Source organism: Sphingomonas carotinifaciens (genome assembly GCF_009789535.1).
GTDB lineage: Bacteria > Pseudomonadota > Alphaproteobacteria > Sphingomonadales > Sphingomonadaceae > Sphingomonas > Sphingomonas carotinifaciens.
On sequence record NZ_WSUT01000005.1, the window covers coordinates 766889 to 790692 of the forward strand.

Annotated in this window: 20 protein-coding genes and 1 tRNA gene; 11 read left to right on the forward strand and 10 right to left on the reverse strand. The window is 68.9% G+C overall.

Annotated elements, in window-relative coordinates; all coding sequences use genetic code 11:
• Positions 1-70: 70 nt before the first annotated feature.
• The 3 genes from GQR91_RS05620 to GQR91_RS05630 are packed head-to-tail and all read left to right on the forward strand — an operon-like array spanning position 71 to position 4327.
• Positions 71-1168, forward strand: a complete 1098-nt coding sequence (locus GQR91_RS05620; protein WP_149682692.1) for a hypothetical protein — start codon at positions 71-73, stop codon at positions 1166-1168.
• Entirely contained in the window at positions 1165-2700 is a 1536-nt protein-coding gene (locus GQR91_RS05625; protein WP_149682693.1) for a hypothetical protein, read from the forward strand. Before GQR91_RS05620 ends, GQR91_RS05625 begins: the two co-directional genes overlap by 4 nt.
• Before the next feature lie 10 nt (positions 2701-2710).
• Positions 2711-4327, forward strand: a complete 1617-nt coding sequence (locus GQR91_RS05630; protein WP_149682694.1) for a hypothetical protein — start codon at positions 2711-2713, stop codon at positions 4325-4327.
• Between the two features lie 84 nt (positions 4328-4411).
• Here GQR91_RS05630 and GQR91_RS05635 read toward each other — a convergent pair whose 3' ends face one another.
• The 4 genes from GQR91_RS05635 to GQR91_RS05650 all read right to left on the reverse strand — a co-directional run bounded on the left by GQR91_RS05635 (position 4412) and on the right by GQR91_RS05650 (position 7272).
• Entirely contained in the window at positions 4412-5545 is a 1134-nt protein-coding gene (locus GQR91_RS05635) for a GNAT family N-acetyltransferase (RefSeq protein ID WP_149682695.1), read from the reverse strand.
• Positions 5546-5608: 63 nt separating this feature from the next.
• Positions 5609-6070, reverse strand: coding sequence for a RidA family protein (locus GQR91_RS05640; protein WP_149682696.1), 462 nt, complete (start codon positions 6068-6070; stop codon positions 5609-5611).
• Positions 6071-6373: 303 nt separating this feature from the next.
• Positions 6374-6997, reverse strand: coding sequence for an HAD family hydrolase (locus GQR91_RS05645; protein ID WP_149682697.1), 624 nt, complete (start codon positions 6995-6997; stop codon positions 6374-6376).
• The gene (locus GQR91_RS05650) at positions 6994-7272 is read right to left on the reverse strand and encodes a DUF3572 family protein (protein WP_149682698.1); all 279 of its coding nucleotides are present in this window, start codon (positions 7270-7272) and stop codon (positions 6994-6996) included. The genes GQR91_RS05645 and GQR91_RS05650 overlap by 4 nt, the downstream gene beginning before the upstream one ends.
• A 39-nt stretch (positions 7273-7311) precedes the next feature.
• Between GQR91_RS05650 and GQR91_RS05655 the strand changes: the two genes are divergently transcribed.
• A complete protein-coding gene (locus tag GQR91_RS05655; RefSeq protein WP_112383730.1) occupies positions 7312-7674 on the forward strand; it encodes a response regulator in 363 nt (120 codons plus the stop codon).
• Between the two features lie 275 nt (positions 7675-7949).
• Here GQR91_RS05655 and GQR91_RS05660 read toward each other — a convergent pair whose 3' ends face one another.
• Positions 7950-8624, reverse strand: a complete 675-nt coding sequence (locus tag GQR91_RS05660; RefSeq protein WP_112383729.1) for an RlmE family RNA methyltransferase — start codon at positions 8622-8624, stop codon at positions 7950-7952.
• Positions 8621-9679, reverse strand: a complete 1059-nt coding sequence (locus GQR91_RS05665; RefSeq protein ID WP_112383728.1) for a Ppx/GppA phosphatase family protein — start codon at positions 9677-9679, stop codon at positions 8621-8623. The genes GQR91_RS05660 and GQR91_RS05665 overlap by 4 nt, the downstream gene beginning before the upstream one ends.
• A 159-nt stretch (positions 9680-9838) precedes the next feature.
• Here GQR91_RS05665 and GQR91_RS05670 point away from each other — a divergent pair.
• A tRNA-Gln gene (locus tag GQR91_RS05670) sits at positions 9839-9912 on the forward strand.
• Positions 9913-10103: 191 nt separating this feature from the next.
• Here the strand turns inward: GQR91_RS05670 and GQR91_RS05675 are convergent.
• From GQR91_RS05675 to GQR91_RS05685, 3 genes are read right to left on the reverse strand one after another with little or no spacing between them, the layout of a single operon-like run.
• Positions 10104-11936, reverse strand: a complete 1833-nt coding sequence (locus tag GQR91_RS05675) for a methyl-accepting chemotaxis protein (RefSeq protein ID WP_235904065.1) — start codon at positions 11934-11936, stop codon at positions 10104-10106.
• Between the two features lie 54 nt (positions 11937-11990).
• A complete protein-coding gene (gene mdoH / locus GQR91_RS05680) occupies positions 11991-13820 on the reverse strand; it encodes a glucans biosynthesis glucosyltransferase MdoH (protein WP_235904066.1) in 1830 nt (609 codons plus the stop codon).
• Positions 13817-15328, reverse strand: coding sequence for an OpgD/OpgG family glucan biosynthesis protein (locus tag GQR91_RS05685; protein ID WP_149682699.1), 1512 nt, complete (start codon positions 15326-15328; stop codon positions 13817-13819). Before GQR91_RS05685 ends, mdoH begins: the two co-directional genes overlap by 4 nt.
• Before the next feature lie 220 nt (positions 15329-15548).
• Between GQR91_RS05685 and GQR91_RS05690 the strand changes: the two genes are divergently transcribed.
• Positions 15549-18539, forward strand: coding sequence for a TonB-dependent receptor domain-containing protein (locus GQR91_RS05690; RefSeq protein ID WP_235904067.1), 2991 nt, complete (start codon positions 15549-15551; stop codon positions 18537-18539).
• Between the two features lie 31 nt (positions 18540-18570).
• Here GQR91_RS05690 and GQR91_RS05695 read toward each other — a convergent pair whose 3' ends face one another.
• On the reverse strand, positions 18571-19155 hold the full coding sequence (locus GQR91_RS05695; protein ID WP_149682700.1) for a TlpA family protein disulfide reductase: 585 nt from the start codon (positions 19153-19155) through the stop codon (positions 18571-18573).
• A gap of 16 nt (positions 19156-19171) precedes the next feature.
• Here GQR91_RS05695 and argH point away from each other — a divergent pair, with 16 nt between their 5' ends.
• The 5 genes from argH to GQR91_RS05720 are packed head-to-tail and all read left to right on the forward strand — an operon-like array spanning position 19172 to position 23757.
• Positions 19172-20539, forward strand: a complete 1368-nt coding sequence (gene argH, locus GQR91_RS05700; RefSeq protein ID WP_149682830.1) for an argininosuccinate lyase — start codon at positions 19172-19174, stop codon at positions 20537-20539.
• Entirely contained in the window at positions 20536-20772 is a 237-nt protein-coding gene (locus GQR91_RS05705) for a hypothetical protein (RefSeq protein WP_112383863.1), read from the forward strand. Before argH ends, GQR91_RS05705 begins: the two co-directional genes overlap by 4 nt.
• A complete protein-coding gene (gene lysA, locus GQR91_RS05710) occupies positions 20772-22034 on the forward strand; it encodes a diaminopimelate decarboxylase (protein WP_149682701.1) in 1263 nt (420 codons plus the stop codon). Before GQR91_RS05705 ends, lysA begins: the two co-directional genes overlap by 1 nt.
• Entirely contained in the window at positions 22031-22804 is a 774-nt protein-coding gene (locus GQR91_RS05715; RefSeq protein WP_149682702.1) for a precorrin-2 dehydrogenase/sirohydrochlorin ferrochelatase family protein, read from the forward strand. The genes lysA and GQR91_RS05715 overlap by 4 nt, the downstream gene beginning before the upstream one ends.
• Positions 22801-23757: a zinc transporter ZntB gene (locus tag GQR91_RS05720; RefSeq protein WP_149682703.1), complete on the forward strand. Its 957-nt coding sequence runs from the start codon at positions 22801-22803 to the stop codon at positions 23755-23757. Before GQR91_RS05715 ends, GQR91_RS05720 begins: the two co-directional genes overlap by 4 nt.
• Positions 23758-23804 lie beyond the last annotated feature (47 nt).

Genomic DNA, 23804 nt, shown 5'->3' on the forward strand with positions numbered 1-23804 from the left:
GTCGCGGGGCTGCTGGGGCCGGATCGGCGCGCTGATCGGCGGGGCGTCGGCGGCCAGTCTGGTGGTCGGGATGGAAACCGCACCGCTGCTCGCGCTGCTCGCCGCCATCCTTCTGGCGGAGGCGGCGTGGAGCGGGCGGCGCGACCGGCTGGTCGGCTATGGTGGCGGGCTGGCGTTCGGGCTGGTCGCCGCGCGGTGCTTTGCACCGAACTTCTGGTTCTACCCGGCGTGCGACGGCTTTACCGCCAATGCCTGGGTGGCGAGCGTGATCGGGGCCGCGGCGGTGTTTGCCGGGGCGGGCGCCACGGCTTTGCGCGACCGGCGGCATCGGCTGGCGGCGATCGGCGTCGTGGCCGCGCTGGCCGCATGGGCGGTGTGGCGGCTGACGCCGGCCTGCCTGTCGCCTTATGGCGCGCTCGACCCGCTATTGGTGCGCGTCTGGCTGTCGCAGGTGGCGGAGGCACGGCCGCTGCTGGCGACGCCGGCGGTGGCGATCGGCTATGGCGGACTCCTGGTCGCAGGCACGCTGGCCGCGGTCCATGCCGTGCGTGCCGAGCGGACACGGGGCTGGATCATCATCCTCGTGCTGCTGGTCGGCGCGCTGGGCCTGGCGATGGTGCAGGCGCGAGCGGCCAATGGCGGGGCGCTGCTCGCCTGCCTGCCGCTGGCGCGCATCGTCGTGCTGGCTCGGGCGCGCGGGGGATGGCGGATGGCGGGGGCGTGGCTGGGGTCGGCGGGAATCGTTTATGCGCTGGTCGCCCAGATGACGGTGCCGGCGACGGCCGCATCGGCGGCGGGCGGAACCGCCGACATGGGCTGCACGCCGCCGGCGATGCTGGCGACGCTGGCGCGGCAACCGGCGGGGCTGGTGCTGGCGCCGGTGGATGCCGGCGCGATGCTGATCGCGCATACGCCGCACCGGGTGCTTGCCGCGCCCTATCACCGCGCGGGCGAGGCGATCCTGGCGAGCTACCGCTTCTACCGCCTGCCGCCGCCGGCGGCGCGGCGCATGGCCGAGCGGCTGGGTGTCCGCTACGTGCTGGCCTGTGCCGCGATGCCCTATCGGCAAGTGCCGGGCAGCATGGCGGCGGCATTGCAGCAGGGCCGGGCGCCGTTGACCGGCATCGCGCGCGTGGGCACGACCACCCTGTACCGGGTGACGCCTTGAGCGCAGGCTGGTGGCGGTCGCGGACCTTTGTCGCGCTTTGCGTGATGCTGTCCGTGGTGCCACTGCTGTGGCCGGCAATCCCGCCGCTGACCGACCTGCCCGGCCATATCGGGCGCTACCGCATCCTGAGCGAAGCGGGGCAAGGGCCGCTGGCAGCGCATTTCGGGGTGCGCTGGGCGGTGATCGGCAATCTGGGCGTCGACCTGATCGTGCTGGCGCTGCACCCGCTGCTCGATGTCGAGCCGGCGGCGAAGCTGGCGGTGATGGCGATCCCGGCGCTGGGCGTCGCAGGCCTGTTGTGGCTGGCGCGCGAGGTGCATGGCCGCATCCCGCCGAGCGCGGCGTTTGCGCTGCCGCTGGTCTATGGCTGGTCGTTCCAGCTGGGTTTCGTGAACTTTTGTCTGGCGCAGTCGCTGGTCTTTCTGGGGCTGGCGGCGTGGCTGTATCTGGCGCGGACGCGGGCCAGCTGGGTGCGGATCGCGGCGTTCGCCGCCTTCGCGCCGATCGTCTGGCTGTGTCACAGCTTCGGCTGGGCAATGCTGGGGCTGTTCACCGGCATGCTGGAATGGCGCCGCCGCGTGGAAGCGGGGGAGCGCGCGGTGCCCGCCCTGCTGCGCGCAGGCGCGGCCGTGGCCCCGATGGCGAGCCCGGTGCTGCTGATGCTCCACGGCCATGCGGATGCGCTGGCGGGGGATACCGGCGACTGGTTCTACTGGGCCGCCAAGCTGCGATGGACGGTGTCGCTTTTTCGTGAGCGATGGGCGCTGTGGGACGTTGCAGCGCTGCTCGTCATATCCCTGTTGCTGTTTGCTGCAATACGCTCGCCCCGGCTGCGCATCTCAGGGCTGCTCGGCTGGCCGGCGCTGGCGGGGCTGGCGGCCTTTATCGCGTTGCCGCGGCTGTTCCAGGGCGGCGCCTATGTCGACATGCGGATGCTGGCGCCGTCGGTGGCGCTGGCGATCCTGTCGATCGCGCCGCGCACAGGCGAGGACGTGCTGGCGGCGCGCATGGCTGGGCTCGCCACGCTGTTCTTCGTCGCCCGGATCGGCGTTACCACACTGGCTTTCGTCCAGGTTTCGCAAGCGCAGGCCGAGACGCTGCGCGCGGTGCCGGCGTTGCCGGTGGGCGCGGCGGTGCTGACTTTGGTAAATGAAGCGCCGGCATTGCTGTGGGGCAACGACCGGCTGACCCATATCGCCGGGATCGCCATCGCCCGGCGGCGCATCTTCACCAACCAGCAATGGGCATTGGCCGGGCAACAGCTCGTCCATCCGCGACACCCGCGCGCCGCGCCCTTCGACCGCGATCCCTCGCACATCGTCTATCCTCCCGGGCTGGTCGCGGGGGCGACCGACTTCGACACGGCGATCCGGACATTCGACCGGTGCAGTTTCGCTCTGGTCTGGACGATCGGTTTTCCGCCCGGCCGGGCCCAAGCCGCTGATCTTTCGGTCGCCTGGAGTGACGGCGCGTCTGCGATCTACCGCGTTCGCGAAAGCCGATGCTTGTCGCGGAGCCCGTCCGTCCGCTAGGCACGGGTCGATGAACGGGGGTACGCTTCACTGGTGGCAGACGCGGTGGTTCGTGGCGGCGATGGCGTTGCTCGCCGCGGTGCCGCTGCTCTGGCCCGATATCGCGCCGCTGGTCGACCTGCCGGGGCATATGGGGCGCTACCGCGTCCAGCTCGAAATCGGTCGCCAGCCCTGGCTGAACCAGTGGTATGATTTCCGCTGGCAGGTGATCGGCAATCTCGGCATCGATCTGCTGATCGTGCCGCTGGCGCCGCTGATCGGACTGGAGCCGGCGGTCAAGCTGATCGTGCTGACCATCCCGGTGTTGACCGTGACGGGGCTGCTGTGGATCGCGCGGGAGGTGCATGGCCGCATCCCCGCCACCGCGCTGTTCGCGCTGCCGCTGGCCTATAGCTACCCCTTCCAGTTCGGCTTCGTGAACTTCGCGCTGTCGATGGCGTGGGCGCTCAACCTGTTCGCCCTGTGGCTGCGGCTGGGGCGCTATGACCGCGTGGCCCTTCGCACCGCGATCTTCGTGCCGTTGTCGTGCATCCTGTGGGTGTGCCACACCTTTGGCTGGGGCGTGCTGGGCGTGCTGGCCTTTTCCGGCGAGCTGATCCGCCAGCGTGACCGCGGGCATGGCTGGGTCCATGCCTTCTGGCGGGCCGGCATCGGGTGCATTCCGCTGGCGCTGCCGATGGTGATGATGGTGCTGTGGCGATCGGGCGATCACGTCACCGGGCAGACCGCGGACTGGTTCAACTGGCGGTGGAAGATCAACTGGGTGCAGATGGTGCTGCGCGACCGGTGGATGGCGTTCGACCTCGCCTCCGTCACCGTCATGTTCCTGATCCTGCTGAAGGGCGTGCGCGACGAGCGGATCGAATATTCGCGCAACCTGGCGCTGTCGGCGCTGTTCCTGGCGGCGGTCTACATCCTGTTGCCGCGCATCGTGTTCGGCTCCGCCTATGCCGATATGCGCCTTGCCCCCTATGTGCTGGCGATCGCGCTGATCGGGCTGCGTCCCAAGCGCGGGCTGTCGTTCCGGGGGGCGGCGACCTTTGCCGCGCTGGGGCTGGCGTTCTTTGGCGTGCGGATCGCCGCGGGCACCTACAGCAACTGGCTGTACGACCGCGATTACGACCGGACGCTGGCGGCGCTGGATCACATTCCGGAGCGTGCCCGCCTCGTGACGTTCGTGGGGCGGCGCTGCATCGACGACTGGGAATCCTCGCGGCTGGAGCATGTCGCCGGCCTCGCGCTGGAACGCAAGCTGGCCTATGCCAACGATCAATGGTCGATGGCGGGCGGGCAGTTGCTGACCGTCAACTACCGCGCGGCGGGTCGTTTCGCGCATGATCCGTCCGAGATCGTCACCGGCCGGCGTTGCCGCGGGCAATGGTGGAGGCCGATCAGCACCGCGCTGAAACTGTTGCCGCGCGACGCGTTCGACTATGTCTGGATGGTCAAGCCGCCCGCCTATGACCCGGCCCTGACCAGGGGCATGACGCCGATCTGGCGCGACGGCAGCAGCGTGCTGTTCCGCATCGACGACCGCCGCCCGATCATCTCGCCCGAAGAATATGAGCGGCTGACGCGTCCGATCCGGCGGCCGCCACCTGCGGAGCCCAGCCGGATCGCGATCTGACGGGGGTGGGCCGCGAGGCATCCGTTGAGGTCGACTCAATCTCTACTCGACACGAACGGGCAGGGTAGAGTGCCCGGTCGGCGCTCACCCCTCGCGCCGGAACGGCGTCAGTTCGTCCAAGTACTCCGCCTCCGCCGCCACCGCGTCGCGCTCCATCGCGAGGAAGTCGGCGACCGCGCGGCGGAACGAGGCGTTGGGGATGTAGTGCGCCGAATAGGTCGGCACCGGGGCATAGCCGCGCGCCAGCTTGTGTTCACCCTGCGCACCGGCTTCCACCGTCTTCAGCCCGCGTGCGATGGCGGCGTCGATCGCCTGGTAATAGCAAAGCTCGAAATGGAGGAACGGCACCTCCTCCACCGCGCCCCAATAGCGGCCGTAAAGCGTATCGCCGCCGATCAGGTTCAGCGCGCCCGCGATCGGGTGGCCGTCACGCTCGGCCAGAATCAACAGCACCCGGTCGCCCATCGTCTCGTTCAACCGCGCGAAAAAGGCGCGGGTGAGATAGGGGCGGCCCCATTTGCGGCTGCCCGTATCCTGATAGAAGGTCCAGAACGCGTCCCAGTGTCGGGGGGTGATCTCCGCGCCGGTCAGGTGGCGGATCGTCAGCCCCTCGACCGCGGCGGCGCGCTCCTTGCGGATCGCCTTGCGCTTGCGGCTGGCGAGGGCGCCGAGAAAATCGTCGAACGACGCGTACCCGTCATTGGTCCAGTGGAATTGCGTGCCGTGGCGGATCAGCCAGCCGGCCGCCTCAAACAAGGGCACCTGATCGGGCGCGACAAAGGTGACATGGCCGGAGGACAGCCCGTTGCCGTCCACCACGCTTTCCAGCGCGCCGATCAGGGCCGACCCGAGCGCAGGATCGCGCAACAGCAGACGAGGGCCGGGCACGGGCGAGAAGGGGGCGGCCACCTGAAGCTTGGGATAATAGTCCCCGCCGGCGCGCTCCCAGGCATCCGCCCAGGCATGATCGAAGACATATTCGCCCTGGCTGTGCGCCTTGGCATAGGCGGGGGCGACCGCCGCCGGGCGGCCGTCGGCGCCGTCGATGACGATGGGCAGGGGTTGCCAGCCGGTGCGGCCACCGACGCTGCCCGATGTTTCCAGTGCGGCAAGAAAGGCGTGGCCGACGAACGGATTGCCGTTGCCTGCGCAAGCATCCCAATCGGCGGCGGGGATGCTCGCCACGCCATCTGCGAGGCGCGCAGTGATCGCCGTCAAGCCGGCCGTCCTTCGCACTCGGTCATGACACCGATATGCGAAGGGCGATCCGGCTGCGCAAGATCAGCCGATCTGGACGATCGCGTCGACCTCGACCGCGGCGCCGAGCGGCAGCACCGGCACCCCGACCGCGGAGCGGGCATGCTTGCCCGCCTCGCCGAACACGTCGGCCATCAGCTCGGACGCGCCATTGGCGACCTTGGGCTGGTCGGTGAAGGTCGCCGCGGAGTTCACGAACACGCCCAGCTTCACGATGCGGGTGACGCGCGACAGGTCGCCGACATGCTTCTTGATCTGCGCGAGCAGCATCAGCCCGCACAGGCGCGCGGCCTCCGTGCCGCCCTCCAGCGCGACGTCCTCGCCCAGCCGGCCGGTGACGAGCTGACCGTCCTTGAACGGCAACTGGCCGGAAATGTGGAGCAGCCCGCCCGCCTCGACGACGGGAACATAGGCGGCGACGGGGGCGGCAGCCTCGGGAAGGGTGATGCCCAGTTCTTCCAGGCGGCGGTCGATATGCGTGGTCATGGGTGCGGGTTGTGGCGTGGGGGCGGCGTCCGGGTCAAGGTTCCGGTTCGTGCGGCGCGGGGGTGAGGAGGGGGATTCACGCGAAGACGCGAAGACGCGAAGGGTAGAAGAAGGGGGTTCGCGCGGAGACGCGGAGACGCGGAGAGTTGTGCTTAGGGCCGCGTCTCGCGCCAGCGAGAGCCTTTATCATCCTGCTTCCCAAGCAAGAGCCGCCCCCGGCGGCTCGGGAGAATGCCGTAGGCGGAACTCTCCGCGTCTCCGCGTGAACAAATCATCTTCGCGTCTTCGCGTCTTCGCGTGAACTCAATCCGCCGCCCGACCCGCCGCGAATCGCTCGCCGATCCACACCACCGCCTCCCGCCAGTCATCGATCCGCGCGTGCGCGTCGGGCGCCGGCGGGACGTGCGACGCCATTTCGGGCTCGGAGATCATGTGCAGCCGGTGCACGCCCGGCGCGTGTTTCGCGACGGAGGCGTGATGCACCGCGAGATCGTCGACGAAGACGGTGACCGGGTTGCCATGTTCGGCCACCAGCCGCGCGACGGGTTCGCCCTTGCCACCGGTGTTGCATTGGACACGGTGGTCGATGCCGAAGGCGGACAGCTGGGCCAGGCGCGGCGCCTGGCATTCGTCCTGCAGGTTGGTCAGGATGACGATGTCGGCCTGCTCCGCCAGCGTCGCCAGCGCCTCGGCAGCGTGGGGCACCAGTGTCTGGCGGTGCATTTCGCCGGGGAAGAAGCCGCCGAGCAACTGCCACATCTCGGCCTGGGACGGCGGGGCGCTGCCGTCGCGGCGGGTCATCGCGGTGGCGAAGTCATGATGGCCGACGGCGAAGTCGATCGCGTGATGCTCGCCCAGCCAGTCGCGGAAATGGCGCACCATGTGGAGCAATACTTCATCGCAGTCGCAGATCAGTAGCGGTTTCATCGGAACTCCAGCAGGGTCAGCGCGCGGGCCAATGCTTCCGGGCGTATGTCCAGCGCATCGGCACAGGCGATCAGGTCGGGTTCGTGCGCGGCAAGGAAGCCGAGCACGGCCGCCAGCACCGCCCGGTCGCCCGCGCGGGCGCGGGCGCGCAGGTCGGCGGGTGTCAGCCCGGTCGTGGCGAGCAGGCGTTCGGCCCGCTCCTGCTGCCCGAGCGTCCAGACGAGGGCATGGAGCGCCAGCGCCTCTGCGTCATCGATTGTGTCGGGTTCGGCCATTGCCTATCACCCCATTTTGGAAAGGACTCGAGGACCCGCGTGGCAAGAAAGGTGCTCGTTGTCGAGGACAACGAACTCAATCTGAAGCTGTTCTGCGACCTGCTGCGCGCGCACGACTTCGTGGCGGAGCCGGTACGCGACGGGCGCGAGGCGGTGGCGCGCGCGCGCGCGGTGCGGCCCGACCTGATCATCATGGACATCCAGATGCCGCACGTCACCGGCTACGACCTGATCCTGGAATTGAAGGCGGACGAGGATCTGCGCCGGATCCCGGTGATGGCCGTCACCGCCTATGCCGGCCGCGAGGACGAGGAACGCATCCGCGCGGCGGGCGCGGATGCCTATGTGTCCAAGCCGATCAGCCTGGCGCGATTCATCGATGCGGTGACGGCGCTGCTGTAGGACCGGCGCCGCAGGCTGTCTTGCCCACGACGGTTGAGGCATGGTCTTGAAGAAAACGAGCCCCGGACGGTGCGGCAGGCAAAACCTCTTTGCGTCTTCGCGTCTTCGCGTGAGTTCAATCTTCGAACCGACATCCACCTGGTGAATGCCGGTCGTGATGTCACGCGAAGCCGCGAAGACGCGAAGAGGGCGCGCGGGCGGGGAAGCCTTGGATCACAGCAACAGCGGCCCTTGCATAATTTCGCTGACGCGAAAGGCTCTGCGCCTGCGTGCCCTCAATCCTCGCCGCGGCGGCCCTTGAAGCCTTGCGCGACGACGAACCATTCCACCGACCCTTTGCGGCTGGAGGGCGGCTTGGCGTGCTTCACCGTGGCGAAATGGCGCTTCATCTCGGCGACGAACTGCGAATCGGCGCCGCCCGCAAACACCTTGGCGACAAAGGCGCCGCCCGGTGCCAGCACGTCCTGCACGAAGGCGAAGGCGGTTTCCACCAGGCCCATGGTGCGCAGCGCATCGGTCTGCGGATGGCCGACGGTGTTCGCCGCCATGTCCGACAGGATCAGGTCGGGCGCGCCGCCCAGCGCCTCCATCAGCCGGTCGGGTGCGGCATCGTCCATGAAATCCATCTGGAAGATCTCGACGCCGTCGATCGGGTCGACGGGCAGCAGGTCGATGCCCACCACCTTGGCGCCCGGCACCTTGCGGCGGACCACCTGCGTCCAGCCGCCGGGGGCAATGCCCAGGTCGATGACGCGCTTCGATCCTTTCAGCAGCCCGAATCGCTCGTCCAGCTCGATCAGCTTGTAGGCGGCGCGGCTGCGATACCCCTCCGCCTTGGCACGGCGGACATAGGGGTCGTTCAGCTGCCGCTCCAGCCAGCGGGTCGATTGCGCGGTGCGGCCGCGCGCGGTGCGCACCCGCTGGCGCAGGCCGTTGTCGCCGCGACTCATGCGCGCGCGCTCTGGGGCGGGGGGCTTCCCATCAGGCGGCGCAATATGCCCTCGCGAATGCCGCGATCGGCGATCCCCAGCCGTTCGGCCGGCCACAGGTCCATGATCGTCTCCAGAATGGCGCAGCCGGCCACCACCAGGTCCGCGCGTTCGGTACCGATGCACGGCACCTTGGCGCGCTGGCCAAGCGATTGGCGCGAAAGCTGCGCGCTGATGGTGCGCATCGCGGCGGCGGGCACGATCAGCCCGTCCACCGCGGCGCGGTCATATTGGCTGAGGCCCAGATGGACGCTGCCCAGCGTCGTCACCGTGCCGCTGGTACCCAGCAGGCGGGGATTGCGCAGGTTGCGCGGCAGGCGGCTGGCGAACCCTGCGAAACTGTCCGCCACCAGCCCGCGCATCCGTGCATAGGCGGCGAGCCGCCCCTCCTCGCCCTCGCCACCGCCGGCACTCTCGGTCAGCGAGACGACACCCCAGGGCGCCGAATGCCAGTCGAGCACCTTGGGAACGGGGCTGCGCGTATCGACCAGCACGAGTTCGGTCGAGCCGCCGCCGATGTCGAAGACCAGCGCGGGATCCTCGCCCGGTTCGATCAGCGCATGGCAGCCGAGCACGGCCAGCCGCGCCTCCTCCTCGGCGGAAATGATGTCGAGATGGATGCCGGTTTCCTCCAGCGCGCGGGCGATGAAGGCAGGGCCGTTCGACGCGCGCCGGCACGCCTCGGTCGCGACCGAGCGCGCCAGCGTGACGTTGCGGCGCTTCAGCTTGTCGGCGCAGACGCGCAGGGCCGCGATCGTCCGTTCGATCGCCGCGTCCGACAACTGCCCGCTCGTCGCCAGTCCCTCACCCAGCCGCACGATTCGCGAAAAGGCATCGACCACGGCAAAGCCGCCGCCCTGTGGCCGCGCGATCAGCAGCCGGCAATTATTGGTCCCCAGGTCCAGCGCGGCAAAGGCCTGCGCATCCGACCACCGCCCTCGGGCGGGGCGGGTCGGGGCCGAACGGGCAGGCGGCTTGGCCTGCCGGTACGGCCTTCGGGCGGAAACATCCCCCATCGCCGTATCTCACTTTTTCTGTTCTGCCGTCGCGGGCATGATCGCCCGTCCGGTGCTTGGCATGGAACGTAGCGTGTCCCCCCCGCTCCGACAAGACGATGCCATGCATGAAGCTGTTGACAGTCCACCCCCGCCAGCCTAGAGGCACGCGCCTGTCGTTGCCCCGTCGTCTAAAGGTAAGACTACGGACTCTGACTCCGTCAATTGAGGTTCGAATCCTCACGGGGCATCCAGACACATTCATCCACCTGCCGCATTGCCGACACGGATCGCAGGATTCGCGCAGGCGGCGTGGTGCCTTTTCGCATGTCGCGCGTTTCGGGGTGATGAGGCGAGCTTCCGCACGTCCTCAACGCCCCGCTCAGGCTTGTGTCACTACGGATTGAGCGGGGCGTCCCTTTCCGGTCGCCCCCCCGTTTCCGGGTCAGAAGCGCGACCAGTCATCCTCTTCCACCGCCAAGGCCGCCGCGCCGGTCCGGATACGCCGCGCCGGGGCCGATGCGACGCGGCTCTGCAGGGCATGGACCGGGCTGGCCGGCGCTTGTGCCGGCGGCGTCTCGCCGATCCGGAAGCGGGCGATATGCTGCATCAGCAATTCGGTCTCGCCGGCCAGGCTGCGGGCGGCGGCAGTGGCTTCCTCCACCATCGCGGCGTTCTGCTGGGTCACGCCGTCCATGTCGCTCACCGCGGTGCTGATCTGGCGCAGGCCCGATGCCTGCTGCCCGGTGGCGACGCGGATCGAGGATACGAGCGTGCCGACCTCCGCGATCCGCGTGGCGATGCGGCCGAGCGCGGCGCCGGTTTCGCCAACAAGGCCAACGCCGGCCTCGACCTGTTCGGAACTGGCCTGGATGCGTGCCTTCACGTCCTTGGCCGCTTCCGCTGAGCGCTGGGCGAGCGCGCGGACCTCGGAGGCGACGACGGCGAACCCCTTGCCCGCATCGCCGGCCCGCGCCGCCTCCACCCCGGCGTTGAGCGCCAGCAGATTGGTCTGGAAGGCGATGCCGTCGATCACGCTGATGATCTCGACGATCTCGCTGGACGACCGCTCGATGCCGCCCATCGCCTCCACTGTGCGGCGCACGATCTCGCCGGACTGCTCGGCTTCGGCACTGGCCTGCTCGACGCTTTCATGGGCGTGCGCGGCATCGTCCGCGGTGCGGCCGACGGTGGCGGTGATCTCCACCATCGCCGCGGCCGTTTCCTCCAGGCTGGCGGCCTGTTGTTCGGTACGCTGCGACAGGTCGCCCGAGGCATGGCGTATCTCGCTGGAGCCATGGGCGATGCTGCCCGCCGCGCTGCCGACCTGGGTCATGGTCGCCTGAAGCGCGGCGAGCGCGGTGTTGAAATCATCCTTCAGCTTGGCAAACGGGCCGGCGAGGTCGGCGTTTACCCGCGACACCAGATCGCCCCGCGCCAGGCTGGCCAGCCGCTCGCCGATGCTGGCGACGATCAGGGCTTCCTGATCCTGCTTCGCCCGCTCGGCACCCGCCAGCTGATCGCGGAAGGTCGCCATGGCGCGGGCCATCTGCCCCACCTCGTCCGCCCGCTCGACCTGCGGCACCGTCAGGTCGGTGCGCCCTGCGGCAAGCGTTTCCATCGTTTGGCGCAACTGGTGCAGGGGTGCCACGACGCTGCGCCGCGTGATGACGAGGCCGGCGGCAAGACCTGCGATCGCGAGCAGCGCGGTGGCGACGAGCAGGACGAGGCGCGACCAGCTGGCCTCCGCATCCGCCGCGGCGCGCAGCGTGGTCACCTGTTCGCCGAGTGCGTCGATCTGCGCCTCGGCAATGGTCGATGCGGCGCGTTCGACCGGGCGGACCTCCAGACGAAACGCCTGGAACGCGCCTGCCCGATCACCGGCATCGGCGCGGGCTGCGACGCGCGCCAAATCGGCGACGAGTGCGCGTTGCCGGGTGAAATAGGCGGCGGGGATCGTGGCGGCGCGCAGTTCCGCCTCCCGCGCGTCCAGCTGCGTGACCAGCGTGTCGCGGCGCTTCTCGAAACGGCCGCGGATCGCGGCCAGCTCGCTGGCATCGGGTTCGGTGACCAGGTTCAGGGCATCGCGTTGCAGCGCACGGCTGAGCGAACGCTGCTCCGCCAGCGCGAGCATCCGGTCCTGCGCAGCCCGGGCGGCATCGTTGGCGCGCGACACCTGCCGCTGGCCGTGCAGCATGACGCCGGCCAGCAGCATCAGCAGCGCCAGCGACACCACCAGCGGCGCCATCAACCTGGCGGTGACACTGCGCTGTAACATTTCCACTCGACTTTCCCGTAGCTTGATCTGGGGCAAGCTATGGAAGGTGCGGCGTTAGCGAACCGCTAACGAAGGGGAAGCGGCGGCCGGCTGCAACGTCTCGTCGGCGAGCGGCGTGGCCGGCACCCGGAACACGCCGCGGGCCGCCAGCCGGTCGCCCGGTCGTCGCCGCGCGGTCCACATCGCCAGCCAGGGGGCGAGCAACAGGCCGATGGTGACCGGCGACAACCACCAGCCCAGCGTGGGGCGCAGCAACGACACCGCGACCAGCACCAGCCCGATCCCGAGATGCCAGCGATAGCGGGGAAGCGCGTCCGCCAGCGCCAGGCCGTCGCGCACCCGGCTTTGCGGGGCCCAGCCCGACTTCCTGCCGCGCAGGATGGCGATCAGGTCGATGGTCTGAGTCAGGGCGATGACGGGCGCGGTGAGGATCGACAAGGGCACGTCCAGCGCGACCGATTTCAGGATGCCACCCGCGCCACCGTAGCTGGCCCGGCGTTCCCGGTTCGCCATCGCCCAGATCACGCTCATCAGCTTGGGGCCGAACAGCAGCGCCAGCGTCGTCACCAGCACCTGTGCGGAGGTGGCCGCCCGCACCGACCCGCCGCCTTCCGACAGGTCGAGCGCGATCGAGGTGGCGATCAGGATCAGCCAGGCCGGCGAGGTGAGATAGGCCGAGGCACCGATCAGCAGTTGCAGCCGGCTGATCCAGTGGAAGCCCGAGCTGCCGAGAACGCCCAGATGCTGGATATTGCCCTGCGCCCAGCGACGGTCGCGCACGGCCTGATCGATCAGCGTGGGGGGATATTCCTCGAACGTGTCCTCCACCATGATCATGTGGACGCGCCAGCCACGGCGGCGCAGCAGGGCGGCCTCCACCATGTCGTGGCTCATGATCGTGCCACCGAACGGGGGGTTGCCGGGGAGTTCGGGGAGGCCGCAGGACGAGGCGAAGGCCGAGGTGCGGATCAGGGCGTTGTGCCCCCAGAAGGTCGCCTCCGAGCCGGACCACCAGACGAGGCCGGCGGTGGAGATGGGGCCGTACAGGCGGCTGGCGAACTGCATCCAGCGCTGGAACAGCGTGGTCGCGCCGATCACCATCGGCACGGTCTGGATCAGGCCGATGGAGGGGCGCTGTTCCATGATCTGCGCCATCGCCACCATGGTATCGCCGCCCATCAGGCTGTCCGCGTCGAGCATCATCATATGGTCGAAGGCACCGCCATGCGCGCGGATCCATTCCGCCACGTTGCCGGGCTTGCGACCGGTATTTTCGGTACGGCGGCGATAGTAAAGCGGCACGCGCAGGCGCGGGGCGAGGGCGGCCCAGGCGGCACGCTCCTCCGCTTCCGCCGCTTCGCCCGAATCGCTGAGCACGAAGATGGCGAAATGATCGCCCTGGCCAGTCCGCTCCAGCATCGCGCCCATGCGCGCGATCCGGTCGAACACCGCATCCACATCCTCGTTATGCACCGGGATCAGCACCGCGGTGCAGCCGGTAAGGGGGGCATCGGTGCGGGGGGCGCGGGTGGTGCCGGGATGTGCGCCCGACATGAGCAGCCAGAAGCCGACCGCGGCGGTGACGAAGCCGAAGGCGATCCAGGCGAACAGCGGGAAGAACAACAAGAGGAGAAGCGCGTCGCCGATGCTGAATCCGTCGGAGAGCAGCGATTCCTCGACCGATCCCGCCGCGGCGGTGGCCAGCAGGCCGGTGACCAGCACCAGCAGTACGCGGCGCACCAGAATGTCCTCGGGTGCGATCGCCAGTCCCGGCCGGGGCAGCGGCGCGGTGATCGGTGGCGGCGCACCGTCGAACCGCTGGACGGGCATGTCCAGCGGCGCCGGTGGCGGCATGATCGGCGGAAGCGCGGCGGCGCTGCTCACGGCAGGAAGACGGGGAACAGCACCGTCTCGCTCAGCGCGGTGTTGCCGCGCTTCAGGAACAGGCGGACATCGGCGGGACCGCTCCCCTCCGGTGCGATATCGGCAGTGACCCGCCAGCGATTGGTCTGGCCGACGACCGGATAGGCGGCGCTGGTCAGCAGCCGGCCGCGCGCCACGCCGATTTCCGCCGAAACGCCGCTTTGCCGATCGAGCCCGGCAAGACCCGCGCCGACAAAGTCGACGACCAGCTTGCGTGCGCCCGGCGTCGGCTCGGCGCCGGGGCGACCGGCGTCACCGGTCCAGCTATCCACCGCATGCGCCGTGGTGGGCAGCGACGGGTCCTGCGACCCCCAGCGCAGCCGGTAGTCGAAGGCGAGACGCTGCCCGGCCCTGGGCGCGGCGGCCGGCGTCCAGAAGGCGACGATATTGTCCACCGTCTCGCTGCCCGTCGGGAATGCATAGAGCATCACCTGCCCCTTGCCCCATCCCTGGCCGGGTTCCACCCACAGGTTCGGCCGGCGATCGTAAAAGGCGCCGTCATCCTGGTAATGATCGAAGTCGCGGTCGCGCTGGATGAGGCCGAAGCCCTTGGGGTTCTGGTCGGCGAAGCTGTCCAGCGTTTCGCGCGGCGGGTTGGTCAGCGGGCGCCAGATGCGCTCGCCCGCGCCCGTCCAGATGGCGAGGCCGTCGGAGTCGTGGATTTCGGGGCGCCAGTCCCTGGCGGCGGCGCGGTTGCCCTCGCCATACCAGAACATGCTGGTGGCCGGCGCGATTCCCAGCCGGCGGACGTCGCGGCGGAAGAACAGCACCGCGGACACCTGCTGCACCGTGCCGCCCGACACGCCCGGCGTGAAGGCGGTGGCGAAGCGGTATGCGCCGGTGACGCTGGGGCCGTCGAGCAGCGCGTGGATCAGATAGGATTGCTCGCCGGTCCGCTCGATCCAGAATTCGGTAAAGGCGGGAAACTCCTCGGCGCCGGCGATGCCGGTATCGATCGCCAGCCCGCGGGCGGACAGGCCATATTGATCCTGCGCGCCCGACGCGCGGAAATAGGATGCGCCCTGAAAGGCGATCCAGTCGCTCTTGCCGTCCTTTGTCACCGCGCGGAAACCGGCGATGCCGAGCGCGGGGGCATGACCCGCCTCCGCCTCGAACAGGTCGGGGGAGAAGGTGAGGGGGCGGGCCTGTCCGCCTTCGACGATGTTGATGCCGACCGGCGTGGGGGCGTAGCGACCGAGCGGGAACAGGCGGATGCCGCCCGCCAGTTGCCGATCCGCACGGTAGCGAATCGCGCCGACGCGGTCGTAATCCACCGCCTCGGCCGCTGCGACCTCGGGCACGGCGCGGTAGGGCTGGCGCGACAAAGCCTGGGCGCGTTGTTGCAGCGCAGCCCAGTCGAAGGGCCTGGGCGCGCCCAGCGCGGCGGCACCCTGCGACAGCGCTGCGCGAGGCAGCAGCCCCAGTGCGATGGCACCCGCCAGCATCGCACGCCTTGTCGGATCGATCATGTCACCTCCCGGCCATTCGAGCCGCCGTCATGCGCGGCGACCCGGGTCAAGGCACGTCTTTCGCGCCGAGTTCATGCTGCAACGCGGCGATCGGAGAAGGGTTTCGTTTCGCCGACGTGATGGGACGGCCGAACACTCCTCATCCCTAATACCGTATAATATATTTGACAGGTCGTTTTTATCGGAGGATGTTCGTAATATAAAAACAAGGGGGTTATCGATGCGTAAGAAGATGTCTTGGGCTGGCGGGTCGGCAATCGCATTTATCGCCATGGGAATGCTACCTGGTGGCGCCAGCGCACAGGAAGCAGCCTCGCTCCCATCGCAAGATGCGCAGGTCGAGGCATGTAAGACCGACCCCAACAATCCGGCCTGCCCCCGCCTGGAAGAGGCGCAATCCACGCCGGAAGCGGCAACGGTGTCCGACGAGCAGCAGAGCGGCGACGCGATCGTGGTGACGGGCACGCGCATCCGGCGACCGAACCTGACCAGCAACAGCCCGCTGACCTCCGTCGATGCCGCCGAAATCCGCTACCAGGGTGCGGTCGGGGTCGAGAACGTGCTGAACCGCCTGCCGCAGGTGACGCCGGATTCGAACGAGAACGGATCCAACGGGTCGGACGGCACCGCGCGCGTCAACCTGCGCAATTTGGGCTCCACCCGCAACCTCGTGCTGGTCAACGGCCAGCGTCTGTTGCCGGTGCAGGCCAACGACCTGAACTTCCTGCCGTCCTTCCTGGTACAGCGTGTCGACGTCGTTACCGGTGGCGCATCGGCGGTGTATGGCTCGGACGCGATTTCGGGCGTCGTGAACTTCATCCTGCGCGACAATCTGAACGGCATCCGCGCCGACGTGCAGTACGGATTGGCCGTTCACGAGAACAACAACGAGTTCATCCGCGGCATCCAGCGGCAGGCGGGCTTCCGCCTGTCCAATCGCAATGTCGCCGATGGACAGAAGCTGGATGCCAACATCGCGTTCGGCGCGGAGATGGGCGACGGGCGCGGCAACGTCACCGCCTATTTCGGCTACCGCGATTACAAGCCGATCACGCAAGGCACGCGCGACGTATCCTCCTGCGCGCTCAACGCCGCAGGCGACCGGGGCAGCACGGTATCGTGCGGCGGATCGAGCAACAACGAATTCGGCCTGTTCAATCCGCAGACCGGCCCCGGCCGCGGTCTGTTGCTCAACAACACCAAGGACGGCAACAAGACCTGGGTGCCCTATGGCCCGACCTTCCTCTACAATTATGCGCCGCTGAACTATTTCCAGCGGTCCGACGTACGCTACACCGCCGGCGCGTTCGCCAAATATGAGGTGACCGATTACGCCGAAGTCTATGGCAGCGCGATGTTCATGGACGACCACACCTTTTCGCAGGTGGCGCCGTCGGCGTTGTTCCAGGGCTTCACCTACCGCGTGAACTGCGACAATCCGCTGCTCAGCGCGCAGCAATATGGCCTGCTGTGTGGCGCGGCGCCCGGCTCCACCGCAACGCAGGACCTGTTCGTCGGCTATCGCCCCGTCGCGGGCAACGCCCGGCCGCGGCGCGACGATCTGCGCCATACCGATTACCGCTTCACCGGCGGGGTGCGCGGCGAGATTGCCGAAGGGCTGCGCTACGACGTGAACGCGCTGCATTCGGTGGTGCTGTTCAACGAAACCTACCAGAACGACATCGACCCGGCGCGCGCCAATCGCGGGCTTCAGGTGGTGAACGTGAACGGCGTGCCGACCTGCAAGTCGGTGATCGACGGCACCGACCCGAACTGCGTGCCGCTGGACGTGTTCCGCTACAACGGGATCAGCGACGCGGCGTTCAGCTATATCTATGCGCCGACCTCGACCGAAGGGGTCGACAAGGAAACGGTGCTGAACGCCAATATCAGCGCCGATCTCGGCACCTACGGCATCCGGTCGCCCTGGTCGTCGCAGGGTGTCGGCTTCGTGCTGGGCATCGAGCATCGTCGCGAGAGCCTGCGCTTCACCGCCGATGCGCTGGCGCAGCAAAAGGGGACGCTCAACTCGCAAGGCGCGTTCAACGTGACCGAACTGTTCACCGAAATCGAGGTGCCGATCCTGTCCGACGTGCCGTTCGCCAAGGAACTGGTGATCAACGGCGGTTATCGCCTGTCCAACTACAGCAACCTGTCCAAGGCGGTATCGACCTACAAGGGCGAGGTGTCCTGGGCGCCGATCAGCGATATCCGCCTGCGCGGCAGCTACAACCGCGCGATCCGCGCGCCCAACATCTCCGAACTGTTCGGGCCGCAGATCCGCGGCAACGTGATCGCGCAGGACGGCTGCGCCGGCGCCACCCCCACCGCCTCGCGCGACGTGTGTCGCCTGACCGGCCTGCCCGATGCGCTCTATGGTCAGGTGTCGGAATGCCCGACCGACTTCTGCACGGGCCTGTCCGGTGGCAATCTGGCGCTGAAGCCCGAAACGGCGGACACCTATACCGCGGGCGTGGTGCTCAATCCCGGTTTCCTGAAGCGGCTGACGCTGACCGTCGATTATTTCAACATCAAGGTGCGCGATTATATCGGCATCGTCGCGCCCGCGCTGACCACCGAGCAGTGTTTCGAGAACGCCAACCCGTTCTTCTGCGCGCTCATCACCCGCGATCCGCGCAACGGCGTGATCTTCGGCGATGTCGGCGCGATCGCCAGCAACACGCAGAATACCGGATCGCTGGCGACCTCGGGCATCGATATCGGCTTCAGCTTCGCACAGCCGCTGGGCTCACTGGGCGCGCTCAATCTGGATGCGCAGGGCACATGGCTGAACGAACTGCGCACCGAGCCGCTGCCCGGACTGGAATCCTATGACTGCAAGGGCAAGAACGGCCAGACCTGCGGACAGCCGACACCGGAATGGAAGCATCAGGCCCGCCTGACCTGGTCGGATGCGGAGCAGGTCGGCTCGATCTCGCTCAACTGGCGCTATATCGGCGGGACCACGCTCGATTCGACCGAGCCGGTGTTCAATTCGCGGATCAAGGCCTATTCCTATTTCGACCTAGCCGCGACCGCCAAGGTGCAGGACGGCATCGTCTTCCGCGCGGGCGTCAACAACCTGTTCGACAAGGACCCGCCGATCCTGGCGCTGAGCGCGCTGGGCGGGTTCAACAACGGCAACACCTATCCGGGCGTCTATGACGCGGTGGGTCGCACGGTGTTCGTCGGGCTGACGGCGGAGTTCTGATGGTGGCGCCCCGCCCCTGCGGGCGGGGCGTTCACGCCGCTTCGGCGAGCAGCTTGCGCGCCTCTGCCCCGGCCCAGTCGAAGCCGCCGGTGACGCGCCAGATCTCGCGGCCATCCGCGCCGTACAGGATCGTCGTCGGCAGGTTCGCGCCATATCCGGTGCTGAGCGCCAGCTTGGGATCGGTATAGATCTTCAGGTTGGCGAAATTCTTGCCCGCCAGAAACGGCTTCACCTTGGCGGCGCCGTCCAGGTCCTGCGACACCGCGATCACCGGCGTGGCCGCGCCGAGTCGCCCGGCGGCGGCATCCAGCGTCGGCATCTCGGCGACGCAGGGCGCGCACCAGGTCGCCCACAGGTTGACCAGCACCGGCTTGCCCCTGAAATCGGCCAGGCTGGCGGGCTTGCCGTCCAGCGTCTGGAAGGCGGCGGGAAGGGCGGCCTCGCCCTTGTGGCTCCGGTCGACGGTGCCGGTGGGGCGGTTCTCCGGCGCGGGCGCGGCGGTGGTCACCTCGTCGGCGGTGGGGGTGGTGGCGGCTTGCTCCGCGCTTCCGCTTTGCCTATCGCACGCCGCGATACTGAAGCCGAGGAGACAGGCGATCACGGCACGCGATACCATGGGCGGTTCCAATGCGATGTGGGGCGGGCGCTTCGCCGAAGGGCCCGCCGCGGTGATGCGCGAGATAAACGCCTCCATCCCCTTCGACAAGCGATTGTGGCGGCAGGACGTGGACGGTTCGCTGGCGCACGTGGCGATGCTGGGCAAACAGGGGATCGTCACGCCCGAGGATGCCGCCGCGATCACCGAGGGGCTGCACCGCGTCGCCGCCGATTATGAAGCGAACGGCGTCGCCGAGGACCTGACCCTCGAAGACATCCATATGCAGACCGAGGCGAAGCTGGCCGAACTGATCGGCCCGGTCGCCGGGCGGCTGCACACCGCACGGTCGCGCAACGACCAGGTCGCGACCGACTTCCGCCTGTGGGTGCGCGATGCGATCGACCAGACGCTGGCGGCGCTGGGCGGGCTGCGCGCCGCGCTGCTGGTGCGGGCCGAGGAGCATGCGGCCAGCGTGATGCCCGGTTTCACCCATCTGCAAAGCGCGCAGCCGGTGACGCTGGGCCATCACCTGATGGCCTATCATGAGATGATCGTGCGCGATGCCAGCCGCTTCGCCGATGCGCGGGCGCGGATGAACAGGTGCCCGCTGGGCGCCGCCGCACTTGCCGGCACCGGCTTCCCCATCGACCGGCACGCGACCGCGGCCGCGCTCGGCTTCGACGGGCCGACCGCCAATTCGCTCGATTCGGTCAGCGACCGGGACTTCGCGATCGATTACCTCCAGGCGGCGACCAACTGCTCGCTCCACCTGTCGCGGCTGGCCGAGGAGTTCGTGTTGTGGGCGTCGCAGCCCTTCGGCTTCGTCGCGCTTTCCGATCAATGGTCGACGGGCAGCTCGATCATGCCGCAGAAGCGCAATCCGGATGCGGCCGAGCTGGTGCGTGGCCATGCGGGCCGCATCATGGGGTGCATGACCGCGCTGATGGTGACGATGAAGGGCCTGCCGCTCGCCTATTCTAAGGACATGCAGGACGACAAGCCGCCGGTGTTCGAGGCGCACGACCTGCTGGCGCTGTCGATCGCGGCGATGACCGGCATGGTGGAAAGCGCGACCTTCCGCACCGATCGCATGCGCGGCGTGGCGGAGGCGGGTTTCTCCACCGCGACCGACCTGGCCGACTGGCTGGTCCGGGTCGCCGGCCTGCCGTTCCGCGAGGCGCATCACGTCACCGGTCGCGCGGTGAAGCTGGCCGAGGACAAGGGGCTGAAGCTGGACGCGCTGGCGCTGGCGGATCTGCAGGCGATCGATGCGCGGATCGATGCGGGCGTGTATGAGGTGCTGTCGGTCGATGCCTCGGTCGCCAGCCGAACCAGCTTCGGCGGCACCGCACCGGCCAATGTGCGCGCGGCGATCGCCGCGGCACGGGTAGAACCGCGATGAAGCGCCTGCTCGTCCTCGCCACTGCGCTGGCGCTCGCCGGATGCGGCGCGGCCAACCGGTTGCAGCCCGCCCCCGGCGAGTCGCTGCCCGTCGCACCGCGCGGTGCGACCGCCACGCCGACACCGCGCCAGTTGCTGACGCCCACCACGCAGCAGCGTCCGCAACGCTCGGACGCCCTTATCCACAGTTCGGAAGCGCGCCGCGCCGACGATTTTGATTTGCCCCCCCGCTGATGGACCATTTTCACTATCGCGACGGCGAGATGTTCGCCGAGGACGTCGCCATCGCGCAGATCGCCGCGGAGGTGGGGACGCCCGTTTACGTCTATTCCGCCTCCACCTTTCGCCGGCACGCGCGCGTGTTTCGCGAAGGGTTGAGCGCGCTGCCCCGCGTCCACCTCGCCTATGCGATCAAGGCCAATCCCAATGTCGCGGTGCTGCGCGTGCTGGCCGACGAGGGATACGGCGCGGACGTGGTATCAGTCGGCGAGATGCGCCGCGCCCTTGCCGCGGGCATGAAGCCGCAGGACATCGTGTTCTCCGGCGTCGGCAAGACCCGCGCCGAGCTTGCCGCCGCGCTGGAGGCCGGGATCGGCCAGTTCAACCTGGAGCTGGAGGAGGAGGGCGTCGTCCTGGCGGCACTGGCGCACGAACGCGGCCTGACCGCGCCGGCGGTGATCCGCGTCAACCCGGACGTCGATGCCGGCACCCATGCCAAGATCTCCACCGGCCGCAAGGAGAACAAGTTCGGCGTGCCGATCGACCAGGCGCCGGGCATGTTCGACCGGCTGGCGGGGCTGCCCGGTCTCGACCTGCGCGGCGTCGCCTGCCACATCGGCAGCCAGCTGGGTGATCTGGCGCCGCTGGAGGCCGCCTATGCCCGCATCGGCGAGCTGGTCGCGGAGCTGCGCGCCGCAGGGCACGGCATCAGCCGCGTCGACCTGGGCGGTGGCCTGGGCGTTCCCTACAAGCCCGGCGACGTGATGCCGGAGCCCGCCGCGTACGGCGCGATGGTCGCGCGCGTCACGCAAGGCTGGGATGTCGAGCTGATGTTCGAGCCGGGCCGCGTGATCGCGGGCAATGCCGGCGTGCTGGTCACCGAGGTGGTGTGGGTGAAGCCCGGCGTGGCGAACCCTTATGTCATCGTCGATGCGGCGATGAACGACCTTGCCCGCCCGGCGCTCTACGATGCCTATCATGATTTCGTCGCGGTCAGGCCGAACGGCGAGAAGATGACCGCGAACATCGCCGGGCCGGTGTGCGAGACGGGCGACACCTTCGCGATGAACCGCGAGATCGACAAGGTCGTGTCGGGCGATCTCGCCATCTTCCGCACCGCCGGTGCCTATGGCGCGACGATGGCGTCCACCTATAACAGCCGTCCGCTGGTGCCCGAGGTGCTGGTCGAGGGCGAACGCTATGCCGTGGTCGCCGACCGGATCGCCGCCGAGACGATCCTGTCCGCCGAGCGCGTGCCGGACTGGCTGCAAAAATGAGCCTGCACAGCCTGCCGCTGTTCGTGCGGCTGGCAGGCCGCCCGGTGATCCTGCTGGGCGAGGGCGAGCCGGCGGAGGCCAAGCGCCGGCTGCTGGAACGCGCCGGTGCGGTGGTGGTCGGGGAAGACGCCGTCGCCGCGCTCGGGATCGTCGCGATCGAGGACGAGGCGACGGCGCTTGCCGCGATCGGCCGGCTGAAGGCGCGTGGCGTGCTGGTCAATGCGGTCGACCGGCCCGATCACTGCGATTTCACCCTGCCCGCGATCGTCGAGCGTGGCGCGGTGATCATCGCGATCGGCACCGGCGGAGTCTCCGCGGGCCTTGCTGCGGCATTGCGCCAGCGGCTGGAGATGCTGTTGCCCGCGACGCTCGGGGCGCTGGCCGAGGGGTTGCATGCGGGCCGCGCGGCGCTGCGCGCGCGCTTTCCCGATGGGGCCGCGCGGCGGCGGGCGATCGGCGCGGCGCTGGCGGCGGGCGGTGTGCTCGATCCGCTGGGCGAGGCGCCCGATGTCGCGCGCTGGCTGGCCGATCCGGCGGCCGGGGTCAGCCGGCATCACGTCTTTTGCCTCGCCTCGCGCGATCCCGACGCACTGACGCTGGCACAGGCGCGGGTGCTGGCCGCCGCCGACTGCGTGTATCACCGCGCGGACGTGCCGCCCGCGATCCTCGACCGCGCGCGTGCCGATGCGCAGCGTGTCGCCTGTGACACCGCGCCCGCCGATCCGGGGGCGGGTATCACCGTCGACCTGACGATGGCGCCGGGGGCGTGACGGGGTTCGCCTATCACGTCACCGGCGACCGTGCGGCGCCGGTGCCGGTCGACCGGGCGCTGGGCGGCGACGACGGGGGCCTCGTCTGGATCCATCTGGAAACCACCGACGGACAGGCGCAGCGGTGGCTGCGCGAGACCGCCGCGCTGTCCGATTATGTCGTCGATGCACTGACCGCGACCGAGACGCGCCCGCGTTGCGAGGCGGTGGGCCAGGGCGCCTTCGTCAACCTGCGTGGGCGCAGTCGCGAGGAACTCGACACCTCCGACCTGCTCGCCTCGGTGCGGATCTGGGCGGTGAAGGGGCAGGTCTTCTCCGTCACGCGCAAGCCGCTGATCGCGGTGGGGGCGGTGGAGGAAGCGGTAAAGGCCGGCACGATCCGCGACCCCGGCGACCTCATCACCAGCTTCGCCACCGCGATCACGCAGGATCTGGACCCCGATGTCGCCAATCTCGGCGACGAACTGGACGCGTGCGAGGAACAGCTGGACGCCACGCAGATCTTTGCCCTGCGCCGCACGGTCAGCCGGGTGCGCAGCACCGCGATCGGCTATAAGCGGTTCCTCAGCCCGCAGCGTGCGGCGCTGGAGAAGCTGGCGTCGCTACCCGGCGACTGGCTGGACGATGACGACCGCCTGCATCTCGCCGGCGCCGCCGACCGCGCCGCGCGCATGGCCGAGGAACTGGACGCGATCCGCGAGCGCGCCGCCCTGCTCCACGAATGGTTGAGCGACCTGCGCGCCGAACAGATCGACAGCCGCTCGCTGATCATCGCGATCGTCGCGATGGTCTTCCTGCCGCTGACCTTCATCACCGGCCTGTACGGCATGAACGTCGAAGGGCTTCCCTATGCAAAGGCGCCCTGGGCGTTCGACGCGATCCTGGGCGGGTGCGCGGTGATCGCGGCGGGGATCGTCATCTACTTCGTCCAGCGCCACTGGTTCGAGCGCTAGATCATCGTGCGTTAAACCTGTGTCATCATATCCGTTCGGCCTGAGCG